The 21972-nt window shown below is 33.6% G+C and carries 18 protein-coding genes and 3 pseudogenes; 15 read left to right on the top strand and 6 right to left on the bottom strand.

Translation table 11 applies throughout. The features are described from left to right. The 3 genes from AC1M36_RS02835 (at position 1) to AC1M36_RS02825 (ending at position 2002) form a co-directional block, all read left to right on the top strand. A complete protein-coding gene (locus tag AC1M36_RS02835) occupies positions 1-753 on the top strand; it encodes a hypothetical protein (RefSeq protein WP_431613168.1) in 753 nt (250 codons plus the stop codon). A gap of 104 nt (positions 754-857) precedes the next feature. After that, entirely contained in the window at positions 858-1229 is a 372-nt protein-coding gene (locus AC1M36_RS02830; protein WP_336452422.1) for a hypothetical protein, read from the top strand. Between the two features lie 50 nt (positions 1230-1279). Continuing rightward, positions 1280-2002, top strand: coding sequence for an SDR family oxidoreductase (locus AC1M36_RS02825; protein ID WP_479845578.1), 723 nt, complete (start codon positions 1280-1282; stop codon positions 2000-2002). Between the two features lie 317 nt (positions 2003-2319). Here the strand turns inward: AC1M36_RS02825 and AC1M36_RS02820 are convergent. Beyond that, a pseudogene (locus tag AC1M36_RS02820) lies at positions 2320-2712 on the bottom strand (GrpB family protein); the annotation flags it as partial. A gap of 488 nt (positions 2713-3200) precedes the next feature. On the opposite strand from AC1M36_RS02820, the gene AC1M36_RS02815 reads away from it, so the two are divergent. The 5 genes from AC1M36_RS02815 to AC1M36_RS02795 all read left to right on the top strand — a co-directional run bounded on the left by AC1M36_RS02815 (position 3201) and on the right by AC1M36_RS02795 (position 8365). Further along, positions 3201-4043, top strand: a complete 843-nt coding sequence (locus tag AC1M36_RS02815) for a MurR/RpiR family transcriptional regulator (protein ID WP_336452419.1) — start codon at positions 3201-3203, stop codon at positions 4041-4043. Between the two features lie 17 nt (positions 4044-4060). Beyond that, positions 4061-5200, top strand: a complete 1140-nt coding sequence (locus AC1M36_RS02810) for a M20 peptidase aminoacylase family protein (protein WP_479845577.1) — start codon at positions 4061-4063, stop codon at positions 5198-5200. Between the two features lie 41 nt (positions 5201-5241). Beyond that, positions 5242-6048 (top strand): GNAT family N-acetyltransferase, encoded by an 807-nt coding sequence (locus tag AC1M36_RS02805; protein ID WP_336452460.1) that lies wholly within the window; start codon positions 5242-5244, stop codon positions 6046-6048. A gap of 47 nt (positions 6049-6095) precedes the next feature. Then, positions 6096-7202, top strand: coding sequence for an o-succinylbenzoate synthase (gene menC / locus AC1M36_RS02800; RefSeq protein WP_479845576.1), 1107 nt, complete (start codon positions 6096-6098; stop codon positions 7200-7202). A gap of 86 nt (positions 7203-7288) precedes the next feature. After that, complete coding sequence (locus AC1M36_RS02795; RefSeq protein WP_336452416.1) at positions 7289-8365, top strand: YkvI family membrane protein; 1077 nt, start codon at positions 7289-7291, stop codon at positions 8363-8365. A gap of 615 nt (positions 8366-8980) precedes the next feature. Here the strand turns inward: AC1M36_RS02795 and rfbG are convergent. The 4 genes from rfbG to AC1M36_RS02775 all read right to left on the bottom strand — a co-directional run bounded on the left by rfbG (position 8981) and on the right by AC1M36_RS02775 (position 14008). Continuing rightward, complete coding sequence (rfbG, locus tag AC1M36_RS02790; protein WP_336452415.1) at positions 8981-10069, bottom strand: CDP-glucose 4,6-dehydratase; 1089 nt, start codon at positions 10067-10069, stop codon at positions 8981-8983. 26 nt (positions 10070-10095) lie between these two features. Beyond that, the gene (locus AC1M36_RS02785; RefSeq protein ID WP_479845575.1) at positions 10096-11061 is read right to left on the bottom strand and encodes an NAD-dependent epimerase/dehydratase family protein; all 966 of its coding nucleotides are present in this window, start codon (positions 11059-11061) and stop codon (positions 10096-10098) included. Between the two features lie 114 nt (positions 11062-11175). Continuing rightward, the gene (locus AC1M36_RS02780; RefSeq protein WP_479845574.1) at positions 11176-13242 is read right to left on the bottom strand and encodes a glycosyl transferase; all 2067 of its coding nucleotides are present in this window, start codon (positions 13240-13242) and stop codon (positions 11176-11178) included. Positions 13243-13258: 16 nt separating this feature from the next. Beyond that, positions 13259-14008 (bottom strand): sugar phosphate nucleotidyltransferase, encoded by a 750-nt coding sequence (locus tag AC1M36_RS02775; protein WP_479845573.1) that lies wholly within the window; start codon positions 14006-14008, stop codon positions 13259-13261. A gap of 330 nt (positions 14009-14338) precedes the next feature. On the opposite strand from AC1M36_RS02775, the pseudogene AC1M36_RS02770 reads away from it, so the two are divergent. Next, positions 14339-14776 (top strand): annotated as a pseudogene (locus AC1M36_RS02770) (MFS transporter); the annotation flags it as partial. A gap of 100 nt (positions 14777-14876) precedes the next feature. Here the strand turns inward: AC1M36_RS02770 and AC1M36_RS02765 are convergent. Beyond that, on the bottom strand, positions 14877-15740 hold the full coding sequence (locus tag AC1M36_RS02765) for an alpha/beta fold hydrolase (protein ID WP_479845572.1): 864 nt from the start codon (positions 15738-15740) through the stop codon (positions 14877-14879). 457 nt (positions 15741-16197) lie between these two features. Between AC1M36_RS02765 and pdxR the strand changes: the two genes are divergently transcribed. The 6 genes and pseudogenes from pdxR (at position 16198) to AC1M36_RS02735 (ending at position 21932) form a co-directional block, all read left to right on the top strand. Beyond that, positions 16198-17655: a MocR-like pyridoxine biosynthesis transcription factor PdxR gene (gene pdxR, locus AC1M36_RS02760; protein WP_479845571.1), complete on the top strand. Its 1458-nt coding sequence runs from the start codon at positions 16198-16200 to the stop codon at positions 17653-17655. Next, entirely contained in the window at positions 17652-18584 is a 933-nt protein-coding gene (locus tag AC1M36_RS02755; RefSeq protein ID WP_336452409.1) for a D-alanine--D-alanine ligase, read from the top strand. The genes pdxR and AC1M36_RS02755 overlap by 4 nt, the downstream gene beginning before the upstream one ends. Positions 18585-18881: 297 nt before the next feature. Next, a complete protein-coding gene (locus AC1M36_RS02750; RefSeq protein ID WP_336452408.1) occupies positions 18882-20096 on the top strand; it encodes an aspartate aminotransferase family protein in 1215 nt (404 codons plus the stop codon). A 214-nt stretch (positions 20097-20310) separates the two neighbouring features. Then, positions 20311-20718, top strand: coding sequence for an NUDIX hydrolase (locus tag AC1M36_RS02745; protein ID WP_431613171.1), 408 nt, complete (start codon positions 20311-20313; stop codon positions 20716-20718). Positions 20719-20989: 271 nt separating this feature from the next. Next, positions 20990-21401: pseudogene (locus tag AC1M36_RS02740) on the top strand (site-specific integrase); the annotation flags it as partial. A gap of 114 nt (positions 21402-21515) precedes the next feature. Further along, the gene (locus AC1M36_RS02735; RefSeq protein WP_336452406.1) at positions 21516-21932 is read left to right on the top strand and encodes a VOC family protein; all 417 of its coding nucleotides are present in this window, start codon (positions 21516-21518) and stop codon (positions 21930-21932) included. Positions 21933-21972 lie beyond the last annotated feature (40 nt).

Raw genomic sequence — 21972 nt, 5'->3', positions numbered from 1 at the left:
GTGAGTAAATTGAAATGGGGATCACGTGTTATATTTTGTTTCCTAGCTATTGGTCTTTGCTTTATATTAGCGATTGGAATAACGAAAGGCGCTTTTTTTGCAAAGGAACAGGTAATAGATTCTTCTCAATCAAAGATAGGAGAGGGTGGTGAACCGCTAACACAAAGAAAATGGAAATTCATAGGAGAAGGAACGCCGATGGAACCAGGGGAGGATTCAGGAGTATTATATGAAATTGAAGATTCACCAGATTTTAATAAAGATGGATATTATCAGAAAGGGGATTTCAAAGGAATCCCTCGAGATAAAAAGGTGCCAATTGGTGGCGAAGAGTTTTTAGGATTTAACAATGGAAATGTATTTATACAGATTGGCATCCTTTTTTTAGTGGTTTTAATTGTACTTTTTATCTTTCGCCGTAAACGGAATAAGAAGCAGCCGATTCATCATATACATTTGAAACAAAAAGAAATACGAAAAGCTGAGGGAAATGCAGAACAAGAAAATCAAGATAGTTTCATATTTCCAGCAGAAGAAGTAAGAGCAATGCTAATCAAATGGGAAATGACATTACCGAAGTTTGAAAAGAGAAGATTACAAGAGACGGTTCAACAATGGTTTTCTCGTATTCGCAAAAGTAATGATATTATTCCAATTTATGAGAAAGTGAGATATGGGGAAGGAACTGCTTCAAATGAGGAATTGCTGATGATGCGGGGATGGATCAATGAAAATGTAAAAAAGTCCTTATAATACCAATGCGAAATAAGTAGGAGAGAGCAAATAATATAACCACACCTTTTTTATTGATTTATGGAGATGCAATATCTTAATGAAATCTTGAAAAGGGGGAAGTTATGAAGAAATTCATTAGTGTGCTCAGTATAATGATATGTTTTTTTCTGTTAAGTGGTTGTGATCGCACCTATTCATATGTTGGAGAAAGTAAGCATTGGAAAGGAAAATATATCATTTCACAAACAGATACGAATGAGTCTGGAGAAGGTACGATTACTTACAAAGGAAAAAATAAAGAAAAAGTTAATGAAGTAAAATGGAAAGTTGGAAGTAATAGTGGCAATCAAGAAGGAACAGGATTCATTGATAGAGGAACGATTCAATTAAAATCATCATGTTCAGGTTGTGCAGTGCATGATAAGGAAGAAGCGTTTCTTGTTACAATTGAATGGGATGGAAAGAAAGAGACTTTTGAAATGGCATACAAGTAGTTGAGTGCCCCTATATAGGATTACTTTAGTTGTTAAGAAGGAGTGATGGGATGAGTAAGAACTTTATTATATTTGGAGCAAGCCAAGGGCTAGGTGATGCATTTGTAAAAGGTTTACCCACCAAGGGAGATACAGTATGGGTGGTGTCACGCACTAGGCCAAGTAGTTTAGATATAAATGATGGTGTAAATCGTAAATGGCTCGCAATTGATTTATCTAGTCAACAACAAATTTCTTCTTTAAAAGAAACGTTAAAAGATGTTCCTATTGATGTATTAATCTATAATGTCGGCGTATGGGAAAAGCATGGTTTTGAAGATGATTATACGTTCGATAAGGATGAAATTGAAGATATTTCGAACTTAATCAATATTTATTTAACCTCTACTATTACTTATATTCAGGCGCTTTTACCTAATATAAGACAGGCGAAAAACGGAAAAATTATTTTAATTGGCTCAACAGCAGGGTTAGGTCATACGAATAATGCACAAGTTTCATTTGTCACATCTAAATTTGGCTTACGTGGTATTACAAATGCTTTACGCGAGCATGTGAGAAAAGACAAGATCTCTGTAACGTGTATAAATCCAGGAGAGCTTGCTGCTGAAGTCCCTTATGAAGAAGGTGCAGAAAAGGCAATTATGTTGTATGAAGGTACACGTATTCCCGTACAAGATATTGTAGCCATTGTCCAATGCGTGATAAATTTATCACCTGTTTCATGTGTAAAGGAAATTATTATTCCTGCCATAACAGATTTAAATGCATGAATCTTAAAATCTAAGATTATATTCATCAATGATGATTAAAAAATAAAAGAATCAAATTCTTATAACCTCTATATAATCGTTCACATGAAAAGAATCTATTTTGATTAATATTTTCAAAATGGATTCTTTTTATGTGAGTAAAATGGGGATTCATGGGATGTTTTTAATCAAATTTATATTAAAGTAACAATAATATTATTATATTTTATTTTTCTTATTGTACTAATGGAGTATTTTTAATTAAGAAAAATAAGGAGAGCTGAAGAAGAAAGTTGCAAAACCATAATATAGTTATAAATGTAATTTGAAAATGAATATTAACGTACAGTCCAATAACATTTTATCGCTTCTTTTTCAACACATTTGACAAACTCGTCCTTCCCATCGCAATATCCGTCAATATCATTTGGATACTGCCCCGCAAGTTTGCTTTTTAATTCTCCATACTGCTCGCAGATTGCTGGATGTTCGCGGTGGTAATCTCTAAATGCTAAGTGTCTTTCAATTTCTTCTATGTTGTTATATTGAAAAGCGTGAATTTGGTGAGTACGATGATCTCCACCTTTACGGAAATACCTTCTTTCAGGAATCCCGAATTCCACCATAATTTCATAACCAATATTTTGAAATTGGTTAGAAAATGAATCCAATTTATTCACATCATTGACTACAAGTAAAATATCAATAATAGGTTTTGCCTTTAAATTTGGAACTGATTTACTTCAAATATGAAAACTATTCACCAATTCTTTTTGAAGGATATTTCTTATCAATTGCTCTTCTTGTCGATATTCGTTGTTCCAATTCTGATCATAATCTACAACTTTTATAATCATTTGATAGCCCCTTTCTTTGAAATGTATTTTGATAGAGTCAATTTGCATATGTAATGAAAAGTATTACAAAGGATAGTGTATTGTCAACATTATTTGTTTATCGTGATGGGTATCTTACTTCACTCTAAATCTAGAATTAAGCTATCGTATCGGTTCATTCAATTTCCTAAAGGGCGTTTTCGAAGTGTTACGATCAGCAAAATAAGAAAAAATGTATTAAAATTTATTATGTTTGAATTTTTAGAATTTTATTGATTTATGTTTTGGTATGTGTTACTCTTCTATCAATCGCAATTATGAAGTTTAAACTTCATAATTGCGATTGGTAGAAGTTTTAAATTCAATTCGGAAGGATGAAATGTTTGGATCTAAAAGAAATTATTCAAGAGGAATACAATCAACTCTCTAAAGGGCAACAAAAAGTTGCTAAATATTTATTAGAAAAGCCTAGCGATTTTGCTGTTAAATCAGCAAGTGAGATTGGAGAGCAGGTTGGAGTAAGTGAAACAACTGTGATTCGATTTTGTTACTCTATAAAATTATCAGGATTTTCCGAACTTCAAAAAATGGTTCGTGAGCAACTTCTTTTTATGAAGAGCAGTCTTGGACAATATTTTTCCAACAAACTTGAATTAGCCGAACAACCTCATTTTTATGCGAAAGTAATGGAACGAGATTGTCAACATATACAAGAAACCATCAATAATATTGATGAAAATGAATTTGAACGGGTTGTCGATCAATTAGTAAAGACGGATAAAATCTATGTTTTAGGGTTAAAGTCTTCATTTTCTGCAGCTAATTGGCTCACAATGACTCTCGGTCTCGTGAGGGGAAACGTCCAGATTCTTCATCCTGAAACAAACGATTTGTTATGTACTTTAAGTGAGATAGATCATCGATCAACCCTAATCGCTATTTCGTTTCATCGTTATTTGAAGGAAACAATTAAAGTGGCCGAAATGGCTAAGGAACAAGGAGCTTTTGTGATTGGAATTACGGACTCTCCTCTTGCTCCAATTAGGGAATATGCAGATGCTATTTTCCAAATGTATTCATCTGAGAAATCAACGATTGATGCTACTCCAGTACTGTTTTCGTTTTTGAATGCTATTGTTGCTGGTGTTTCTATCAAGGATAAAGATCGATTTGAAAAGCGCAAGGAACAGTACGAAAGGCTGAATGGAGATTACTTTTTTGTATAAAGCGGGGGAAGAAAAGATTGAAGGAATATATAAAACAACTTAAACCGAAGATTGACTCAGTCTACGAACATTTACATAATCATCCAGAAATTAGCTGGCAGGAGTATAAAACAACGGAATATATTCAACATTTTTTACAGGAACGGGGCTTTATGGTGCAAACTTTTGATGATTGTCCAGGTCTCGTCAGTGAGGTAGGAACAGGAGAATTTTGTATTGCTTTACGAACAGATATGGATGCGCTTTGGCAAGAAGTTGATGGTCAATTCCAAGCGAACCATTCTTGCGGACATGATGCACATATGACAATGGTTCTTGGAACAATGCTTCTGCTTCAAAGCTTAAATGTTTCTACTACTAAACTTAAATTCATCTTTCAACCTGCTGAAGAAAAGGGAACCGGAGCTTTAAAGATGATCGAAAAGCACGTGTTAGACGATGTACATTTTTTATACGGTGTTCATCTTAGACCAATTCAAGAATTACAAGATGGTCAAGCTGCACCTGCGATTTATCATGGGGCAGCCAAATTTTTGACAGGTGAAATCCATGGTGAGGATGCACATGGGGCACGACCACATCTGGGGAAAAATTCCATTGAAATTGGGGCATCTATAATTAATGAAATGAAAAGTATTCATTTAGATCCGATGGTACCTTACACAGCCAAAATGACAAAGTTCCATGCCGGGAGTGAGTCAGGAAATATTATTCCGGGTAAAGCCTTATTTAGTATTGATTTACGAGCGCAAACAAATAGAGTCATGCATGAACTTACTGAAAAAATCGAGAACATTGTTAAAGGTATGGAGAAGATTTACGGGGTTGAAATCATGTTAGAAACAAAAGCGAGTGTAGCTGCAGCTGAGGTGAGTAAAGAGGCGCAGCATTTTATGAGAAAAGCGATTGTGGAGTCTTTAGGTGAACGTCAGCTTCAAGAACCCATTATTACTTCAGGGGGAGAAGATTTTCATTTTTATACGTTAGAAAATCCAGACGTTAAAGCAACAATGTTGGGATTAGGGTGCGATTTGCAGCCTGGGCTTCATCATCCACAAATGAACTTTAATCGAAAGGCTATATATGCTGGTATCGAAATTCTTGCAAAGACAGTATTGAATACAATAGAAGCATATAAAACGGGGGAGTTAACGTGAATTCAACAATTGAAATACGTGAACTAAACAATTATACCGATATGAAGTTCGTGCAAAATCTTGAAAAAGATGTATGGGATATGGAGCCAATTCCACTTCATCAAACGATTACAGCTTCTCAAAATGGGGGTCTTTTACTAGGAGCCTTTTTAAATGGAGAAATGATTGGATTTAGCTACAGTTTTCCTGGCTTTTTTGAAGGACAAAGCTATTTATGTTCCCACATGCTTGGTATTCATCCAAGTCATCAAGGAAAAGGAGTTGGAGCTGGACTGAAACAAGCTCAAAAGAAACTTGCTTATGAAAAGGGATATAACTTAATCACATGGACGTATGATCCACTTGAAACGCGAAACGCTTATTTAAACTTATCGAAGCTACGTGCTATTTGCTCTACATATATGGAAAATTGCTATGGGGAAATGGAAGATAACTTGAATCGGGGACTCCCTTCTGATCGTTTTAAAGTTGAATGGTGGATTGATAGTTCGCATGTTTCTAAGCAACAAGAGGATTACATGAATCAAGCACAACATGTTATTCAATGGGTACAATCGAAGGATCATTTACCAAAACTCATAAATCTTGAAAAAGATTTACATAATATTGCTGCTATGGATACACCTTTATTAGTACCGGTACCATCCAACTTTCAACAGATGAAAAATACAGATTATGATCTTGCAATTGATTGGCGTTTTAAAACGAGAGAAATCTTCCAAACTCTATTTTCGCAGCAGTACGTTGCTGTTTCGTTAATAAAAAATGCTGGTGAGCTTGTTCACTATTATGTTTTAGTTAAGCAGCAAAATTTGGAGGGAAATGGAATAATAAGAAAAATTCAATAACAGAAGATGCATTTATACTTATATAAATATAGAGGGGGAAACGAAAAATGATAGTAAAAGAGATTATTTTACGACATATAAAAATGCAATTGAAAGCGCCGTTTACGACAAGTTTTGGAACATTTCAAGACAAGGAATTTCTCTTACTTGAAGCTAAAGATGAAAGCGGTATTAGTGGATGGGGAGAATCAGTTGCATTTCATTCTCCTTGGTATAATGAGGAAACATTAAAGACAAATTGGCATATATTAGAGGATTTTATTATCCCTAGTATACTTAATAAAGAAATTGAACATCCGCAGGAAGTATTTGAGCGTCTATCATATATCCGTAAGAACAATATGGCAAAGTCCGCGATTGAGGGTGCTGTGTGGGACTTATATACAAAGCAAAAAGGAATTCCACTCGCGGCCGCTCTTGGTGGGGAAAAGAAAGAAATAGAGGTCGGGATTAGTATTGGCATCCAAGATAAGGTTGACGATTTACTTCAATTGGTTGATGAGTACGTCAATGATGGATATAAAAGAATGAAAATAAAAATAAAACCGGGTTGGGATGTCGAAGTCATCAGGGAAGTCCGTAAACATTTTCCTCATGTTCCGCTGATGGCTGATGCCAATTCTGCCTATCGACTAAAAGATATAGAGCGATTAAAGGCGCTTGATGAATTTGATTTAATGATGATTGAGCAACCTTTAGCCCCAGATGACATTATCGATCACGCACGGTTACAAAAGGAGCTTTCAACTCCAATTTGCCTGGATGAGAGTATTCACTCGTATGAAGATGCCAGAAAAGCAATTGAACTGGGAAGCTGTAAGATTATCAATATAAAAATTGGACGTGTTGGGGGGCTAACAGAGTCAAAACAAATACATGATCTATGCCAGGAACAAGGCATTCCAGTTTGGTGCGGTGGCATGCTTGAATCGGGTATAGGGAGAGCACATAATATTGCTTTAACAACATTATCAAACTTTGTTATGCCTGGTGATACTGCGGGGTCTTCTCGCTATTGGGAGCGAGATATTATTGAACCTGAAGTAGTTGTTGAAAACGGAATGATTAGCGTCCCTGATAAACCAGGAATTGGCTATGAACCAAATCGAGAAATGATTCAACGATTTACAGATTACGAAAAAAACTATTTTTAATAGGGCCAAAGAGGAGGGAGATAGGCTCCTCCTTTTCTTAATTCGCTTAAATTTATCGGAAAATTCAGATTTATAAGGAGGTAAGTATGAAGAGAAGTATTCGGATTGCTGGAGCATTTATTGGTTTAATTGTCGGAGCGGGATTTGCTTCAGGACAGGAAGTTTTACAATTTTTCACAAGCTTTGGATGGATGAGTGTTATAGGCGCATGCGTCGCAACTATTCTTTTTGCATTTTTAGGAATGAATCTAACTCAACTGGGAAGCCGTTTGCAGACAACTTCTCACAAAAATGTGATTTACTATATTTGCGGTTCTTACCTGGGTATTGTTGTTGATGTAATCATTATATTTTTCTTATTTGGTGTTACAGCTGTGATGATGGCTGGAGCTGGTTCGATTTTTGAACAACAGTTTGGTATTCCTGGTATTGCCGGAAATATCATTATGACTGTATTAACTATTGTAACAGTTTGTTTTAACATTCAAAGAGTTATTTCGATAATTGGACTTGTTACACCGTTCTTACTTATACTTGTCATCATCATTGCTATTCATTCTTTTTTTACAATGGATGTAAGTTTCTATGAATTACAACAAATTGCAGATAAGCAAAACGCAGCTGCATCGAATTGGGGATTAGGAGCGTTATTATATGTTTCATATAACATTGCCGCAGGTGCTGCTATGCTTATCGTGATGGGAGGAACAATAAAAGATGAGAAAACGGCGGGGCTAGGAGGGATACTCGGTGGTATAGGGTTAGGCATTCTTATTTTACTTATTAATCTTGGTATGCTTACAAAACTAAACAAAATAACAGACGTAGATATGCCTATACTCTTTTTGGCGAATGAGATTTCCCCAATATTCGGCATATTTATGTCTATTGTATTATTAGGTATGATCTACAATACTGCCGTAGGAATGTTATATGCTTTCACAGCAAGGATTATAAAACCAGAATTACCTAAATTCAAAATGTTTGTTGTTCTATTTGGAATTGCAGCGTTTAGTGCGAGCTTCATCGGGTTTACTAAACTAGTAGGAACTGTATACCCTCTAACGGGCTATCTTGGATTTATTCTCATAGCCTCAATCATCTTTGCATGGTTTAGAGGGAAACAGCAGGTGAAGAATCCTATTACTAAAATAGACGCTTAATGGACATGTTTTCATATAAGAGGAGCGGGATCTTTTAACTAGGTTACCGAAAAGAATCCTCTCACTTCAATCGTGTGAAGGGCGTAGCTCAACGATAAGTGGGAGATGAATTTTTGGTGGCGTAAGTTAAAGTGCTTATAGTTATCTGATGATTTTGTCAAAATAAATCTATACACATAGAAAGTTGAGAACACAATGGAATTAGATAGTAATAAATATTCAGTCTTTCTTCTGCATGATCATTTTAAATACCGCAGAAAAGTGTTTGATAATGACATATCTAATTATGCAAAAGACATTTTGTGAGAATAAGACAGTCATATAACATTACGCTCGAAGACTGGATCAACCAAAAAAAGCACTTTCGAATAGTGCTTTTTTGGAGAGAGCTAAAATGATTATTTAGATTATTAATATATGTGTGTATCAGTTAAAGGAGAAAATGGAATGAAAATTTCATATTGAATTTCCCTAATATTAAAACGTTTTTTGCTAACTTCTTAAAAGGAAATACTGTTGGCAGGAATAAAAAGTTTCAAGTTAATACGTATAAGAGAAAATTGATATTCACCTTGAAATAACAACTTGGTCTACCAAAATTGTTATTTTCTTTTCTTAAGACTGCACATATTGTTTAATTTGATCAATACATAAATTTCTCATTTCTGTACTGGAGTACGCCTTGTAATTTTTATACCAGTCTACCGTATGGTCTAAAGTCTGTTGAAGAGACCATTTTGGTTCCCAGTTGAGCTTGAATTTTGCTTTACTTATATCCAGGTTTAGGAGTGTTGCCTCATGAAATTCTTCTGGATTTACATTTGAAGATATCCAATTCCCACATCCCCAGGACTTTATTATACCGGTAACAAGCTCTTTTACTGAGACAATATTATTTAGTTTTGGACCAAAATTCCATGCACCAGAAAAAAGGATACCATCTGTTAAAATTTTTTCTGTTAAAAGTAAATATCCACTTAAGGGTTCTAGTACATGTTGCCAAGGTCTTATTGCATTAGTATTTCTAATAAAGATTTCTCGATTTGATTCCAATGCTCGTATACAATCAGGAATAATTCTGTCTATTGACCAATCTCCTCCGCCAATTACATTGCCTGCTCGAACACTTGCGATTATTTTTTTATGATGCTCATATTTTTTTTCTGGAAAAAAAGAGTTACGGTAGGAAGAAATTAAAAGTTCACAGCATCCTTTACTAGAGCTATAAAGGTCATGTCCACCCATTGGGTCATTTTCGCGATATCCCCAAACCCATTCATTGTTCTCGTAACATTTGTCACTTGTAACTATAATTCCCACTTTAGTTGATTCATGTAAACGAATTGCTTCTAATACATTCATTGTTCCCATAACATTTATATCATACGTATCTTTAGGGTTCTCATAGGAATATTTAACAAGTGGTTGTGCGGCTAAATGAAATACAATCTCAGGCTTATATTCTTTGAAAAGCTTATTTAACTTATTAAAGTCTCTTATATCCCCACGAATATCAATTATGTCGTTTTGGAGATTTGTTAACATAAAATTATCTTTTTTATTTTTAGGATCTAAAGAATATCCAATTACAGTTGCACCTAACTCTTTTAACCATATGGATAGCCAAGAGCCTTTAAAGCCGGTGTGTCCTGTGATTAAAATCTTTTTTCCATCAAATACATTATTAAAGCTATTATTTAACAATTGATTCACACCTTAGAAATAGATTTTCATACATTCGGATATAGATGTACATTATGTTTATACCAATTTACAGTTTTAATAATACCTTCTTCAATACTTATGCGTGGTTCCCAGGAGAGCATACTTTTAATTTTATTAATATTAGGTTTAGAAATTCTTCTTTCATTCGTTCTATAGGATAATGCACCATAATTGGGTCTTTTATCGGTTTGTAAGTGTTTAAAGAGTAATTCTACATAATGTTTTAAAGGGTAAATTTCTCCACTTCCAATATTAAAAATCTCATTTTGTATAGAATTATTTTCAATTGTTAGCATACAAGCATCTATAATATTATCTACATAGCAGTAATCTCTTAATTGATTACATAGGGTTAAATCTACAGTTCTATTCCGCAATACTTGTAAAATAATATAACAAAAAATTTTATGTGGTTCTTCACCTTCTCCAAATATTCCAAAAGGTCTTAAGGTGATAAGGTTAGTATTATTTTCAGCAGCAATTTGATGGGCAAGTATAGTGGCTGCTGCTTTGCTACTTCCATAAATATCTACCGGTGTTAATGCCATATCTTCATGAATAGATTCTGCTTTATCTCCATACTCAGAACTGCTTCCAATATTAATAATCTTTTTGCAATCTATAGACTTTGCTGCTTGAATAATATTAATTGTACCTAAAACATTCGTTTCAATGGCATTCATGTAATCTGTATGAGCTGAATTTACCCCATATGCAGCGAGATGAAAAATATAATCTGGACGAATTTGTTTTATAATATTTTGAACTTGTATCTTATTGCGTATATCTACTTCATACAGTTTGACATTTTTTAATACGTCTTTAAGGCGCCACGTGTTAGATGAATGTCTTGCCAAAATAACGATTTTTGCTTGTGATCTTAGTAATCTTCGTACTAAATGAGAACCAATAAAACCGTATCCGCCAGTGATAAGAAACGTTTTATTTTCAAAATTATAAATTCTATTCATGGAATTTCATTCGTCTCCTTAAAAATTTTTTAGGTGAAGGGAATAAATAATTTTACTTAGTTGTTTTGTAAAGGTTAGAAAATAATGCTATTTGTATAAAAGAGAGAATGGACTTTATCTGAAATGTGAGGTAGGGTATTGGAAATAGTTTTTTACTGAGGAATTATCTAATTGTCCAGCAAATAAAGGAGTAAGAGAAAAAGCAGTATTAAGTATGCGACATGTATTTCTTATTTTTTCGATATAAGGGATATAGATATATTCTAAAATTGATTGATCAATTTCTACAGGTTCTTGTTTCCATAAATCAAATTCGTTTTTATTAATAATTTGCATACTCCCAAAATGGAAAGCGATTAATTCATCTTGATCTATAAAAATCTTGCTTTCTGTTTTTGTTATAGAAGAATGATTATTTAAAATTAGATTCCAAGGTGCAGCATTAATCCCCTTATGAGTCATGATTTTGATATTCGAAAATAAATCAGGGATGTGATTTAAATATTTTTGATCTCCCCATCTATTCATCTCAATATCATATACATCTTTACAATATTCTAGGCACTTATCTTTCCACCATGTTAAAATATCTTTACAGTTTTGATCATTTTTAAATCCTATTAAACCCGCCTGATACATGCCATGTACATTTTCTAGTTCAGCAGTACCTCTCTGTGGACAAAGAAATACAGAATATTTCCACCAGTCATCAAGAATTATGGTAGGCTTTGTAAAGAAAAACATATCTGCGTCACAATATATAATGTGATCGACTTCAGAATAATATTGAAGAATATGGAGGCATAGAGGAGCTTTTAATGTCCAACAGTATTCCTGCAAACTTCTTTCATTCTTTATACTTAGGAGTTCTTGATTTTCTATGTCTTTCACATGGATCAGTATAGCATTCTTCAATTTTAGATTTGTTAGAATTCGATAAGTTAAATTGTCCATACAGCAGATCCACATTATAAAATCGGTACCGTGGCTTTCAAGGGAATAATAGCAAGTTAGGCCTTGAATTAAACGTTTTTGACTTATAATCATTGAATAATTCATAAAATGATTTGATTGATTCATGTTTCTTCTTAATTGTGAATCTTTATATAAAGTTTGCGCTGCACTTATGTCTTTAACACTTAACAGGCGCTGTGTTTTGTCACCTAATTTTTTTGCTAATTTTGTGAGGATAAACTGAATTTCTTCTAGATAAGGGGTATAGATAAGATGCAATATATTATTTGGTATTGAAATTTTACCTAAAGACCAAAGGTCAAAATCTTGTTCATTGAAAATGGTAATGCACGCAAAATGATATACAATTAGTTTATCTGTTTCGATGTATATCTCATTTTGGTTTTTATCAATTTTATAATTGTTATTATAAATACAATTCCAAGGTGCAGCATTTATACCTAGATTTCTGGAGATTTTTACTTTTGGGAAATAAATAGGGATAAAATCTAAATATTTTTGGTCACCAAATTTTCCGTTATCAGGATTAGCACTACACCAATCTAAGCATTTATCTTTCCACCATCGTACGCTCTTTAATCCGTAGAAATCGTTTTTAAATCCAATTAATCCAGCTTGATATTTTCCATATTTTCCTTCTACCCAGTCAAGGTCTCTCTGTGGACAAAGATAAATAGAATTGTCATCCCATTCTTTAAATATCATGTTAGGATCAGAGAAGAAATATAAATCACTATCACAATAAAGAACAGATGGCAAATTATAATTTACTAACAAATATTCAATAAGTACGGACTTTAAAGTCCAACAGTATTCACTAACTGTCCTATTTTTTTTAATATCTTTCAAAGTTGTATCCTCTATATCACCTACCTGTAAGAGCTTTACATTATTCAAGTTCATTTCTTTCAATATTGAATACACAAACACATCTATACAACAAATCCATAATGTGAATCTTTTTGAATTTTTCATTAGGGATTGCTGTAAAGCAATTATTTTCAAGGCGTATTCTGTTCCAACTATGGCACAAAAATGGTTTTCGGAGTGAGGCTGTTTATTATGAGGTTGAGGATAGACTTGTTCGCTTGTAGATTTTTTGGAGCGATCAATAGCTGAAGCATCTGAAGATAATGGGAAATCTTTTTCTACTTTAGAGGGAGTATAGCGGTGCGGCCAATTTTTATTTCTCTTGTTAAAACGCAATGTTTATTCACTCCTTTCAACTATTTTTGTTAGGGTTCCAGCTTTCATTTGCATCTTTAAGATCTTTTGGTGTATCTATACTAATCCAATAATCATTGTGCTCATAAACTGCAAGTTCCTTGTTTTTTATTAAATTTAGTAGAGGTTCTTCTTCAAGCATACAATCGTTATTATTCAAATAATTGAATATTTCTTTGTTAAATACAAAAAAACCTCCATTTATTACAGCATTCAATAGCGGTTTTTCTTTGAAATCCACAGCAATCCCGTTTTCAATCTGTAAAAGACCATATTGACTACTTTTTTTAATACCAGTTAATGTTGCGACTTTTCCTTTGTCTTTATGAAATTGTATAAGTTCGTTAATATTTATTGTTGCTAATCCGTCACCATAAGTTAATAAAAACATCTCATCCTGTATATGCTTTTCAAGCTTTTTTAATCTGGTTCCGGTCATGGCTTCAATCCCTGTATCTATAAATTTTATATTCCACTGTTTTGGTTCTTCAAGCAACTGGTACCGATTATTTTTTAAATCTAAATTAAAATCATGTTCTTTCCATGTATAGTCCATGAAATATTCTTTAATTTTTTCACCTCCATATCCCAATGGTAGGACGAATTCATGATGTCCAAACTTACTATACCAATCCATTATATGCCAAATAAGAGGTTTTCCTTGAACTTGAACTAATGGCTTTGGAATATCTTTGAGAATTCCCTGCATCCTTAATCCCTTTCCACCACACAAAATTATGACTTTCATTAAATTTTTACCGCCCTTCAGTTTACATTGCTAATTTAAATTATGTAATCCATTTATAGCTTGTATCCACCAATGTACAGACATTTATAAAAAAATAAAAAAAATAATAATCAAGTCATTATAATTATTGTGAATTTAATAGGGAGTTCAGATAAAATATCCCCAATAAGGTTATTATATTATAAGGTTTTTAAAATTTTACAATAACTGTATCAACAAAAGAGAAAAGGTTAAAAAGGATAAAATATATGAATTTGGCTAATAAAAATTCCGTAATAGGTGTATTAGACTCCGGAGTTGGGGGATTAACAGTTGTCGAAGGAATTATTTATCATTATTTCGATGTGGGGTGTAATTGATTTGACTGAATCGACAACTTATATGTATATAATGGTTCGTACCATTATGTTACGAATTGGATTAAGTTTCATTTCGATGCCTTTAAATACAGCAGGTTTGAATGCTTTACCAAGAGAATTGGGTTCGCATGGTTCAGCAGTAAATAATACCATTCGCCAATTAGCAGGTGCTGTCGGAACCGCAGTTGTCATCACGGTGTATACAATTCAAGCAACTTCTCATGCTTCGGAGTTATCTATGGAAAATGGAAATATTTCAGCTATGCAACTAGCGAAACTGTCTTCTATCTTTAGTTCAAGTGATGCCTATGTATTTATGTTATTCTTATCTTTTGTGGCATTAATTTTTGCATGTTTCATGCCTAAAAAAGTAGCAATTCAAAAAGGCGAAGGTGAATCACATAATTAAAATCATTAACATGATTATTTATTGTATATAAATAGAAAAATAAACTATTAAAAAATAGTTGTAGACTCAAAGTGCTTTCTGTATATGAAAGCACTTTTTACTAACTTTCCATTGTTTTTAGTAGAGGCATATTCAATACGAAATCGCGAATTACATTCTTAAATTCTTCTTGATTTTCTAAGTAAGGATGGTGTTTAGTTTCTAAGGTAGCGATGGACATATGAGGGAACTTAAATTTCTTATAATGATCTGGTCCGATAGCATCATCATATTTTCCGTTCATTACAAGAGTGGGTACAGAAATTTCACTCGTGATTTGAGTATAATCTTTAAAGAATTCAGGAGATGCGTGTACATAGTTACGAAAATCAGGGCGATGTTTCAGTTCTTTATCTAAGTCTTCAATGATTTTATGATTTTTTCTATCCATGAACTGCAAATCGTAATATTTTCTCATTTCTAGTAACTTTTCAACAATCGCAAAGAAATCTTGATAGAAAGACTCGATAGACTCATAAGTATCCAATACAGTTTCTTTCCCTAACCATTTTCGTCCTATGTTCATTTGGTGCAGGTTTGATTCTCGCTTGTTTAGTGTACAGTTTATCAAGATTAAACTTAAGACACTGTTAGGGTATTGCTTCGTGTAGTTACTAGCTAAAATACCGCCAAATGAGTGCCCCATTACAATCCATTTGTCTATATTTAATTCTTGTCTTATTTCCTCTAAATCTAAAAGTAGCCTTTTTAATGAGTAGTCTCCCTCTGGAGCAAGTGAAGAGTGACCACAACCTCGCTGATCAAGATAATGCATTTCCATAAAGTTTTCTAAAAGAGAACCACCTGTTTGTTCAAAAGGATAACTCCAATAACCAGGTCCTCCATGTAAGAAAATGCAAGGTATTCCTTGTCCACTTTTACTTATATGTAAAGTAACACCATCACTTGTCATTACATTTTTCATTTATGAATCCTCCTTAAGATAAACTTTTTACTATTAATAGTTCGTGATTACTCATTCAAAAACCTATCTTAAACGACTTCTATATCGTATTCGTGTCAGGTTTTATGTAAGTATAAATACATATTTATTGTAGTAAGTGTATTTTCTAAGAATTGTCCTTATTTCTGTATGAACTCGTATATTTCTTTGTACGCCCAAAAATGTTTCTCGGGAAACCCTATTTGTTTCATTACTCGAATCGCTTCAACTAAGGCTTGCTTAGGATGTTCAACGGCTCTTAAAATGAGATATAGGGTTTCCTATTATAAATTAGATGTAAAATAAACTCATGATGTTTGTAAAAAAAGTTGTCTAAATGGTGTTTTTAACCATACCACTAGTGAAAGAAAATACATATGTAGTGGACCTTTTGAGATAGATATAATTATGTGAAAATGATGGTAAGGAGGGCAAGGAAGTGTTTAATGATTTTGAGTTTGGAGACAACCGCCCAGTTTATATTCAATTAAAGGATCATTTGAAAAAAATGATTATGAAAGGCCAACTATTGGAGCATCAGAAGCTCCCATCTACCCGAGAATTAAGCAAATTATTATCGGTTAGCAGAACGACCATCCTTACCACGTACGCAGATTTAGAGCAAGAAGGCCTAATTTATGCGATAAAGGGAAAAGGAAATTTTGTAGGGAAAGTCGATGCATCCAAAACGCCGTCTATCGAGCTAAATTGGGAAGAAAAGCTTAATGAAGTAACTTTTCAAGCTGATGAATTGGATTTAATGAAGCACGGTATTCGCTGGGAAAAAGGTATGATTTCGTTTAATAGCATTGCCCCAGATGAAAAGCTTTTCGATGTCGAAAATTTTAAACGAGCTTTTTTGACGAGGTTATCCAATGAAGGAGATATCATTTTGAACTACGGGTATGCCAAAGGTTATAGACCTTTAATTCATTATCTTCTTCATTATATGGAAATGAAAGGAGTAGACATTTCCAATAAAGATATTCTCATTACGAACGGCTTCACTGAGGGGCTTGATATTTTATTGTCTTCCTTAGTTAAAAAATCAGGGCGTATTATTTGTGAAAATCCTACCCATCATACAGCATTAAAGCTGTTTCGATTACATGGATATGAAATCCATGGGATAGAGATGAAGGATGATGGGATTGATATTGGGAAAGTTGAGAAAAGTTTATCTGAAACAGATTTTGATTTTGCCTATCTAATTCCCTCCTACCATAATCCTACTGGGATTGTCACCTCCTCCGAAAAAAGATCTGAAATGATGAAGCTTTTTTCAAAATATAAAATTCCAATTGTAGAAGATGGCTTTAATGAGGAGTTGCGTTATTCAGGTTCACATTTAGCGCCGTTATTGACCTTTTCTGGACCCGGGAACAATGTTATTTATATTAGCAGTTTTTCAAAAGTTCTTTTCCCGGGCTTACGTGTCGGTTGGATTTTAGCAGATAAGAAATTAATCCACTACTTGGAAAGTATGAAAAGGGCACGTAATATTCATACATCCACATTGGATCAGGCTGTATTGTATCAATATTTACAAGATGGTTATTTTGAAAAATATTTGAAAAAAGCTAAGGCCATTTATAAGAAAAAATATGAACTAGCACTTCGTTCTTGTAATCAGTACATTCCATTTAAAAGAATGACTGGAGATGGAGGACTTCATCTTTTTATAGAGTTAGAAGAAGGAATACAAGCACGTACACTTTTGAAAAAATGTTATGAAAAAGGAGTTGTTTTTTCTCCTGGAGATGTTTTTTACACAGATGGAAAGGGAAGCAATACATTTCGGTTAGGGTTCTCCAGGTTAAAAGAGGAAGATATTCTTAATGGAATTAAGATAATCGGTGATACGTTGAAAAATGAATATGAGGAGTTGGAAAAATGAAAGTTGGCGTTATTATGGGAGGCGTGTCCTCTGAAAAACAAGTGTCTCTCATGACGGGGGAAGAAATGATTGCGCATTTGGATAAGAGTAAGTATGAAATAGTGCCTATTACATTAAATAATAAAAACGAGCTTGTTGAAAAGGGAAGTAATCTTGATATTGCATTGTTAGCACTTCATGGAGAATATGGGGAGGACGGCACGATTCAAGGTACACTAGAAACGCTAGGTGTTCTATATACCGGAAGCGGCATGCTAGCAAGCGGTATTTGTATGGATAAAAATCTTTCGAAAAAGATAATTCGTTATGACGGGATTCAAACACCAGATTGGATTCATCTTTCAAATAGGGAAGAGCTTCAGCTTGATGAAATCGACAAGATGGGATACCCATTAGTAGTCAAACCAAACGCAGGTGGTTCTAGCGTAGGAGTAAAGCTTGTATATGATAAGGAGTCGTTACTTGCTTCCCTTGATGAGGTATTCAAGTGGGATGCTGAAATCGTGATTGAAAAATATATAAAAGGTGAAGAAATTACATGTTCTATTTTGGATGGAGAGCTTTTACCGATTATTTCGATTCAACATGCGGCTGAATTTTTTGATTATCATGCGAAATACGATGATGTCGCTACGATTGAAGAGGTTGTAGAACTTCCACCTGCAACATATGAACGTGTCGCTGAAGCTGCAATGGCGTGCTATCGAACACTAAAATGTAGTGTTTATGCGAGAGTAGATATGATGATACAAGACGGAATCCCGTATGTGATGGAAGTGAATACATTGCCGGGGATGACAAAAAATAGCTTGCTGCCTAAAAGTGCCCATGCGGCGGGAATCTCTTATAGCAAGCTATTGGATACCATTATTGAAACATCCTTACGGGTTAGACGGTGCGAAGGTTTTAATCGCGTTAATACTGTTTAAACGCGATTTATAAACTGAAAATTACGATAAAATCATTGTTTTTAGTTACTCAGTTTATGTAGGTCCATGTGAATACAAAAAGTTTCTGATAGTTGTATGAACAAAAAAGTATCTCGTTTTTTCTATCATTCGCTAAATATATAAGATTATTGAAAAGGATAATAAACAAAAATTCTATGCTCATATATTTTTTCTAACATGTAAATCGGATGACGGTGTAGTCAATTCAGAAGTTGTACCGAATTTTTGTGTTAGAAAATGTAAAGATACTATGATTACACCTAGGGGGAATTATGCATGACCGATTGGTCTCAATTAGATAAAGAATATGTAATATCGGCGTATCACCGCATGCCTGTTGCTATAGAAAAGGGAGAAGGTTGTAAGCTTTATGATGTGAATGGTAAAGAATATTTGGATTTATTTTCTGGTGTAGGAGTGAATATATTAGGCTACAATCATCCTAATCTTATAAAAGCTACCTTTGAACAAAGTACGAGATGTTTACATCTTCCCTTTCATTTCTTAAACCCAGCAGCTATTGAGTACGCACAAAAATTAGTGGAACATTCTTTAAAGAACGGGAAAGTCTATTATACAACCTCTGGTGCAGAGGCTACTGAGGCAACCTTAAAATTAATCCACAAGTACAGACAGATAACAAATCAAGAACGTGATGGTGTGATTGTACTTAAAGAAAGCTTTCACGGACGTACATTAGGTGCTCTTCACTTTACGAGACAAGAAAGTATATATCAAAATTTTCCACGCACGTCTATTCCTATATATGAAGTGGAACGAGAAAATTTAGAGGAATTAGAAAGAACGATACGCAAGGAAAATCCAATTGCTATTATGCTAGAGCCAGTATTAGGAAGTGGCGGGGTATATCCTTTGTCGGGTGAATATTTAAAGGGTGTGGAAGAGCTTTGCAGACAGTATAATTTGTTATTTATTGTTGACGAGGTGCAAAGTGGGATAGGGAGAACGGGAAAATTGTTCGCTTATCAGCATTTTGATATTATACCTGATATTATTCAATTTGGTAAAGGAGCAGGTGGCGGTACACCGTTAGGAGGGATAATAGTAGGTTCACGACTTTATGATATATTCTCACCAGGCGATCATGGAACGACATTTGCACATTCACCGATTGGTACAGCTTTAGGTTTAGCTGTATTAAAAACATTAATTGACGATGGTTTAATGGAAAAGTCTTATGAAATGTCACTATATTTAAATACTAAACTTCAAGAAATTCAGAAGGAAAACTCTTATCTCATAAAAGAAGTACGTCATTGTGGGATGATGTTTGGAATTAGTATTCATGATACGAATGAAAATGTAAAAAAACTACAATTAGAATTATTGGATAAAGGAATGTTAGTCGATGTTACACAAGGGAATGTTATTCGTTTACTTCCCCCTTATATTATTACAAAAGCTGAAATCGATGAATTTATTCAGCAATTTATTTCTTGTATCGCCAAATCAGTTGCATTGATAGGCTAATGGTTCTTCTATTTACGATTGTGGCGTTTGAATAAAGTCGTACTGTTATATCCCTTTAGCTATTATTATAGTTAAAGGGTATTTATTTTGATGAAAGGTATTGAACAGAAGAATAGAGTGTTTTGGTTCATCTTTTTTCACACACTCTAACCCAACAGTAAATTTACTATTTAATAATCTGGAAAGTACGAATGAATGAAGGGAAGGTGTTCGTATGAGTAATCCAAAGCATTATGTTTCAGCGGGGGTAGTTGTTGTAAACGACGAGGGAAAGATCCTGTTAATTCGTGGCCCGCGTAGGGGTTGGGAGCAACCAGGAGGGCAGGTTGAAGAAGGAGAATCCATTCAAGACGCTGCTATTAGGGAAGTGAAAGAAGAAACAGGAATTGATATTCATGTGACAAGATTTTGTGGTATATATCAAAATCTAAGTTCAGGTGTTTGTGCGACTTGTTGGCTAGCAAAACCGATAGGTGGTAAGTTGGAAACAAGTAATGAGAGTTTAGAAGTCGGATTCTTTACGGTTGAAGAGGCTTTACAGATGGTGACGTGGTCAAATTTTAAAGAGAGAATCGTAAAAAGTTTAGATGAAAAAGAGCAACCTTTTTTTGTGGTGTTTTAATCTATAGTAGTAAGGATATAGTTTGATAAAAAACAGAGAGAGGCATAGTTAAATAGACTAAACTAAGAAGAGGATATTATGTTCAATATATGAGCATATATCCTCTTTTCTTATACATATTAGATTAGTTATACAGACATTGAAAATATAGTTCGGTATGTATAGAATATTCATAAAATAATGTGCACTTCAAACGGAGGACGTAGCCCATAGCGGGAGGCGTAGTGAGGTCTTTAGACCGAGCGTTAATATTTTTTAGGGGTGAAGTGCGATGAGGATACAAGAGGTTCTCATAGAGAATAACAACAAAATATACATATTACTGGATCAAGAAGGATTCCCTGTAATGCCTGTTATGAAATATATAAAGTATTTAGATAAGACAAGAAAAAGACCTAATACTCAAAAAAACATATTGTTATTCCTTAAAACATTTTTATACCTACTTAGAAGAAATAAACAAAGATTACAAGTTTATTAGATTCGAAGATTTAGTTGAATTTGTGGGGTGGTTAAGAAGCCCCAATCAGAGTTCAAATGTCACTCCTCTTCAACAAAAGAAAGCAAAGCGAACGGAAAAAACAATTAATCATACAATTACCGTTATAGCGAACTTTTATGACTACCTCTACCAAAATGAAGAAGTACAAAATGACATGATAGAAAAGTTAATGAAGCAAGTTTGTGGAACTAAAGAAACATCATAAAGAAAATTGTGGGATTTTTAAAGGCAATAGGTACATAAAAAGAGAATATATTTATTAATGCTATTTGAATTACTGAAAGGAGAGAGTAGAATGAAAGATAAATTATTGAGGGTTGGAACTATTTATATTCCTGTTACCAATATAGAACTCTCTTCAAAATGGTATGTAAACAAATTAGGTGCAGAGTTAAGCCATAAAGAAGAAGACAAAGCTATTCTTAACTTTGCAAACCAAAGTTTTTTTCTTGTTAAATCCCAAGCAAATCAAAGCTTAAATTTTTATGATTTTTGTGATGAAGAGCGCTTCTCTTTAACATTTGAAGTTAATGGTTTAAATGCACTTGAATCAATTCATAGTGATTTTATTAAAAAAGAAATAAAAGTTGGAGAAATCGAGAACAGAGGACACACTGGAAAGAACTTTGTTTTTTATGATTTAGATGGTAATAAATTTGATGTTTGGAGTGAATTAAGTCCCATCTTCAAAGAAAAATATCTAATATCGTAATAAGAGATTTTGATCATTCAATAAACGGTGGATTTTCAGG

The sequence above is a fragment of the Bacillus sp. Medicinal_06 genome, from assembly GCF_056711665.1.
Note: the sequence above shows the minus strand (reverse complement) of the source record. Positions and strands in the feature narration are given on the sequence as shown.

Coding starts and splice junctions, on each gene's coding strand:
- AC1M36_RS02830 (WP_336452422.1), top strand. CDS start 858: ATGAAGAAATTCATTAGTGTGCTCAGTATAATGATATGTTTTTTTCTG.
- AC1M36_RS02825 (WP_479845578.1), top strand. CDS start 1,280: ATGAGTAAGAACTTTATTATATTTGGAGCAAGCCAAGGGCTAGGTGAT.
- AC1M36_RS02805 (WP_336452460.1), top strand. CDS start 5,242: ATGAAGTTCGTGCAAAATCTTGAAAAAGATGTATGGGATATGGAGCCA.
- menC (WP_479845576.1), top strand. CDS start 6,096: ATGATAGTAAAAGAGATTATTTTACGACATATAAAAATGCAATTGAAA.
- AC1M36_RS02795 (WP_336452416.1), top strand. CDS start 7,289: ATGAAGAGAAGTATTCGGATTGCTGGAGCATTTATTGGTTTAATTGTC.
- AC1M36_RS02785 (WP_479845575.1), bottom strand. CDS start 11,061: ATGAATAGAATTTATAATTTTGAAAATAAAACGTTTCTTATCACTGGC.
- AC1M36_RS02775 (WP_479845573.1), bottom strand. CDS start 14,008: ATGAAAGTCATAATTTTGTGTGGTGGAAAGGGATTAAGGATGCAGGGA.
- AC1M36_RS02765 (WP_479845572.1), bottom strand. CDS start 15,740: ATGAAAAATGTAATGACAAGTGATGGTGTTACTTTACATATAAGTAAA.
- AC1M36_RS02755 (WP_336452409.1), top strand. CDS start 17,652: ATGAAAGTTGGCGTTATTATGGGAGGCGTGTCCTCTGAAAAACAAGTG.
- AC1M36_RS02750 (WP_336452408.1), top strand. CDS start 18,882: ATGACCGATTGGTCTCAATTAGATAAAGAATATGTAATATCGGCGTAT.
- AC1M36_RS02745 (WP_431613171.1), top strand. CDS start 20,311: ATGAGTAATCCAAAGCATTATGTTTCAGCGGGGGTAGTTGTTGTAAAC.
- AC1M36_RS02735 (WP_336452406.1), top strand. CDS start 21,516: ATGAAAGATAAATTATTGAGGGTTGGAACTATTTATATTCCTGTTACC.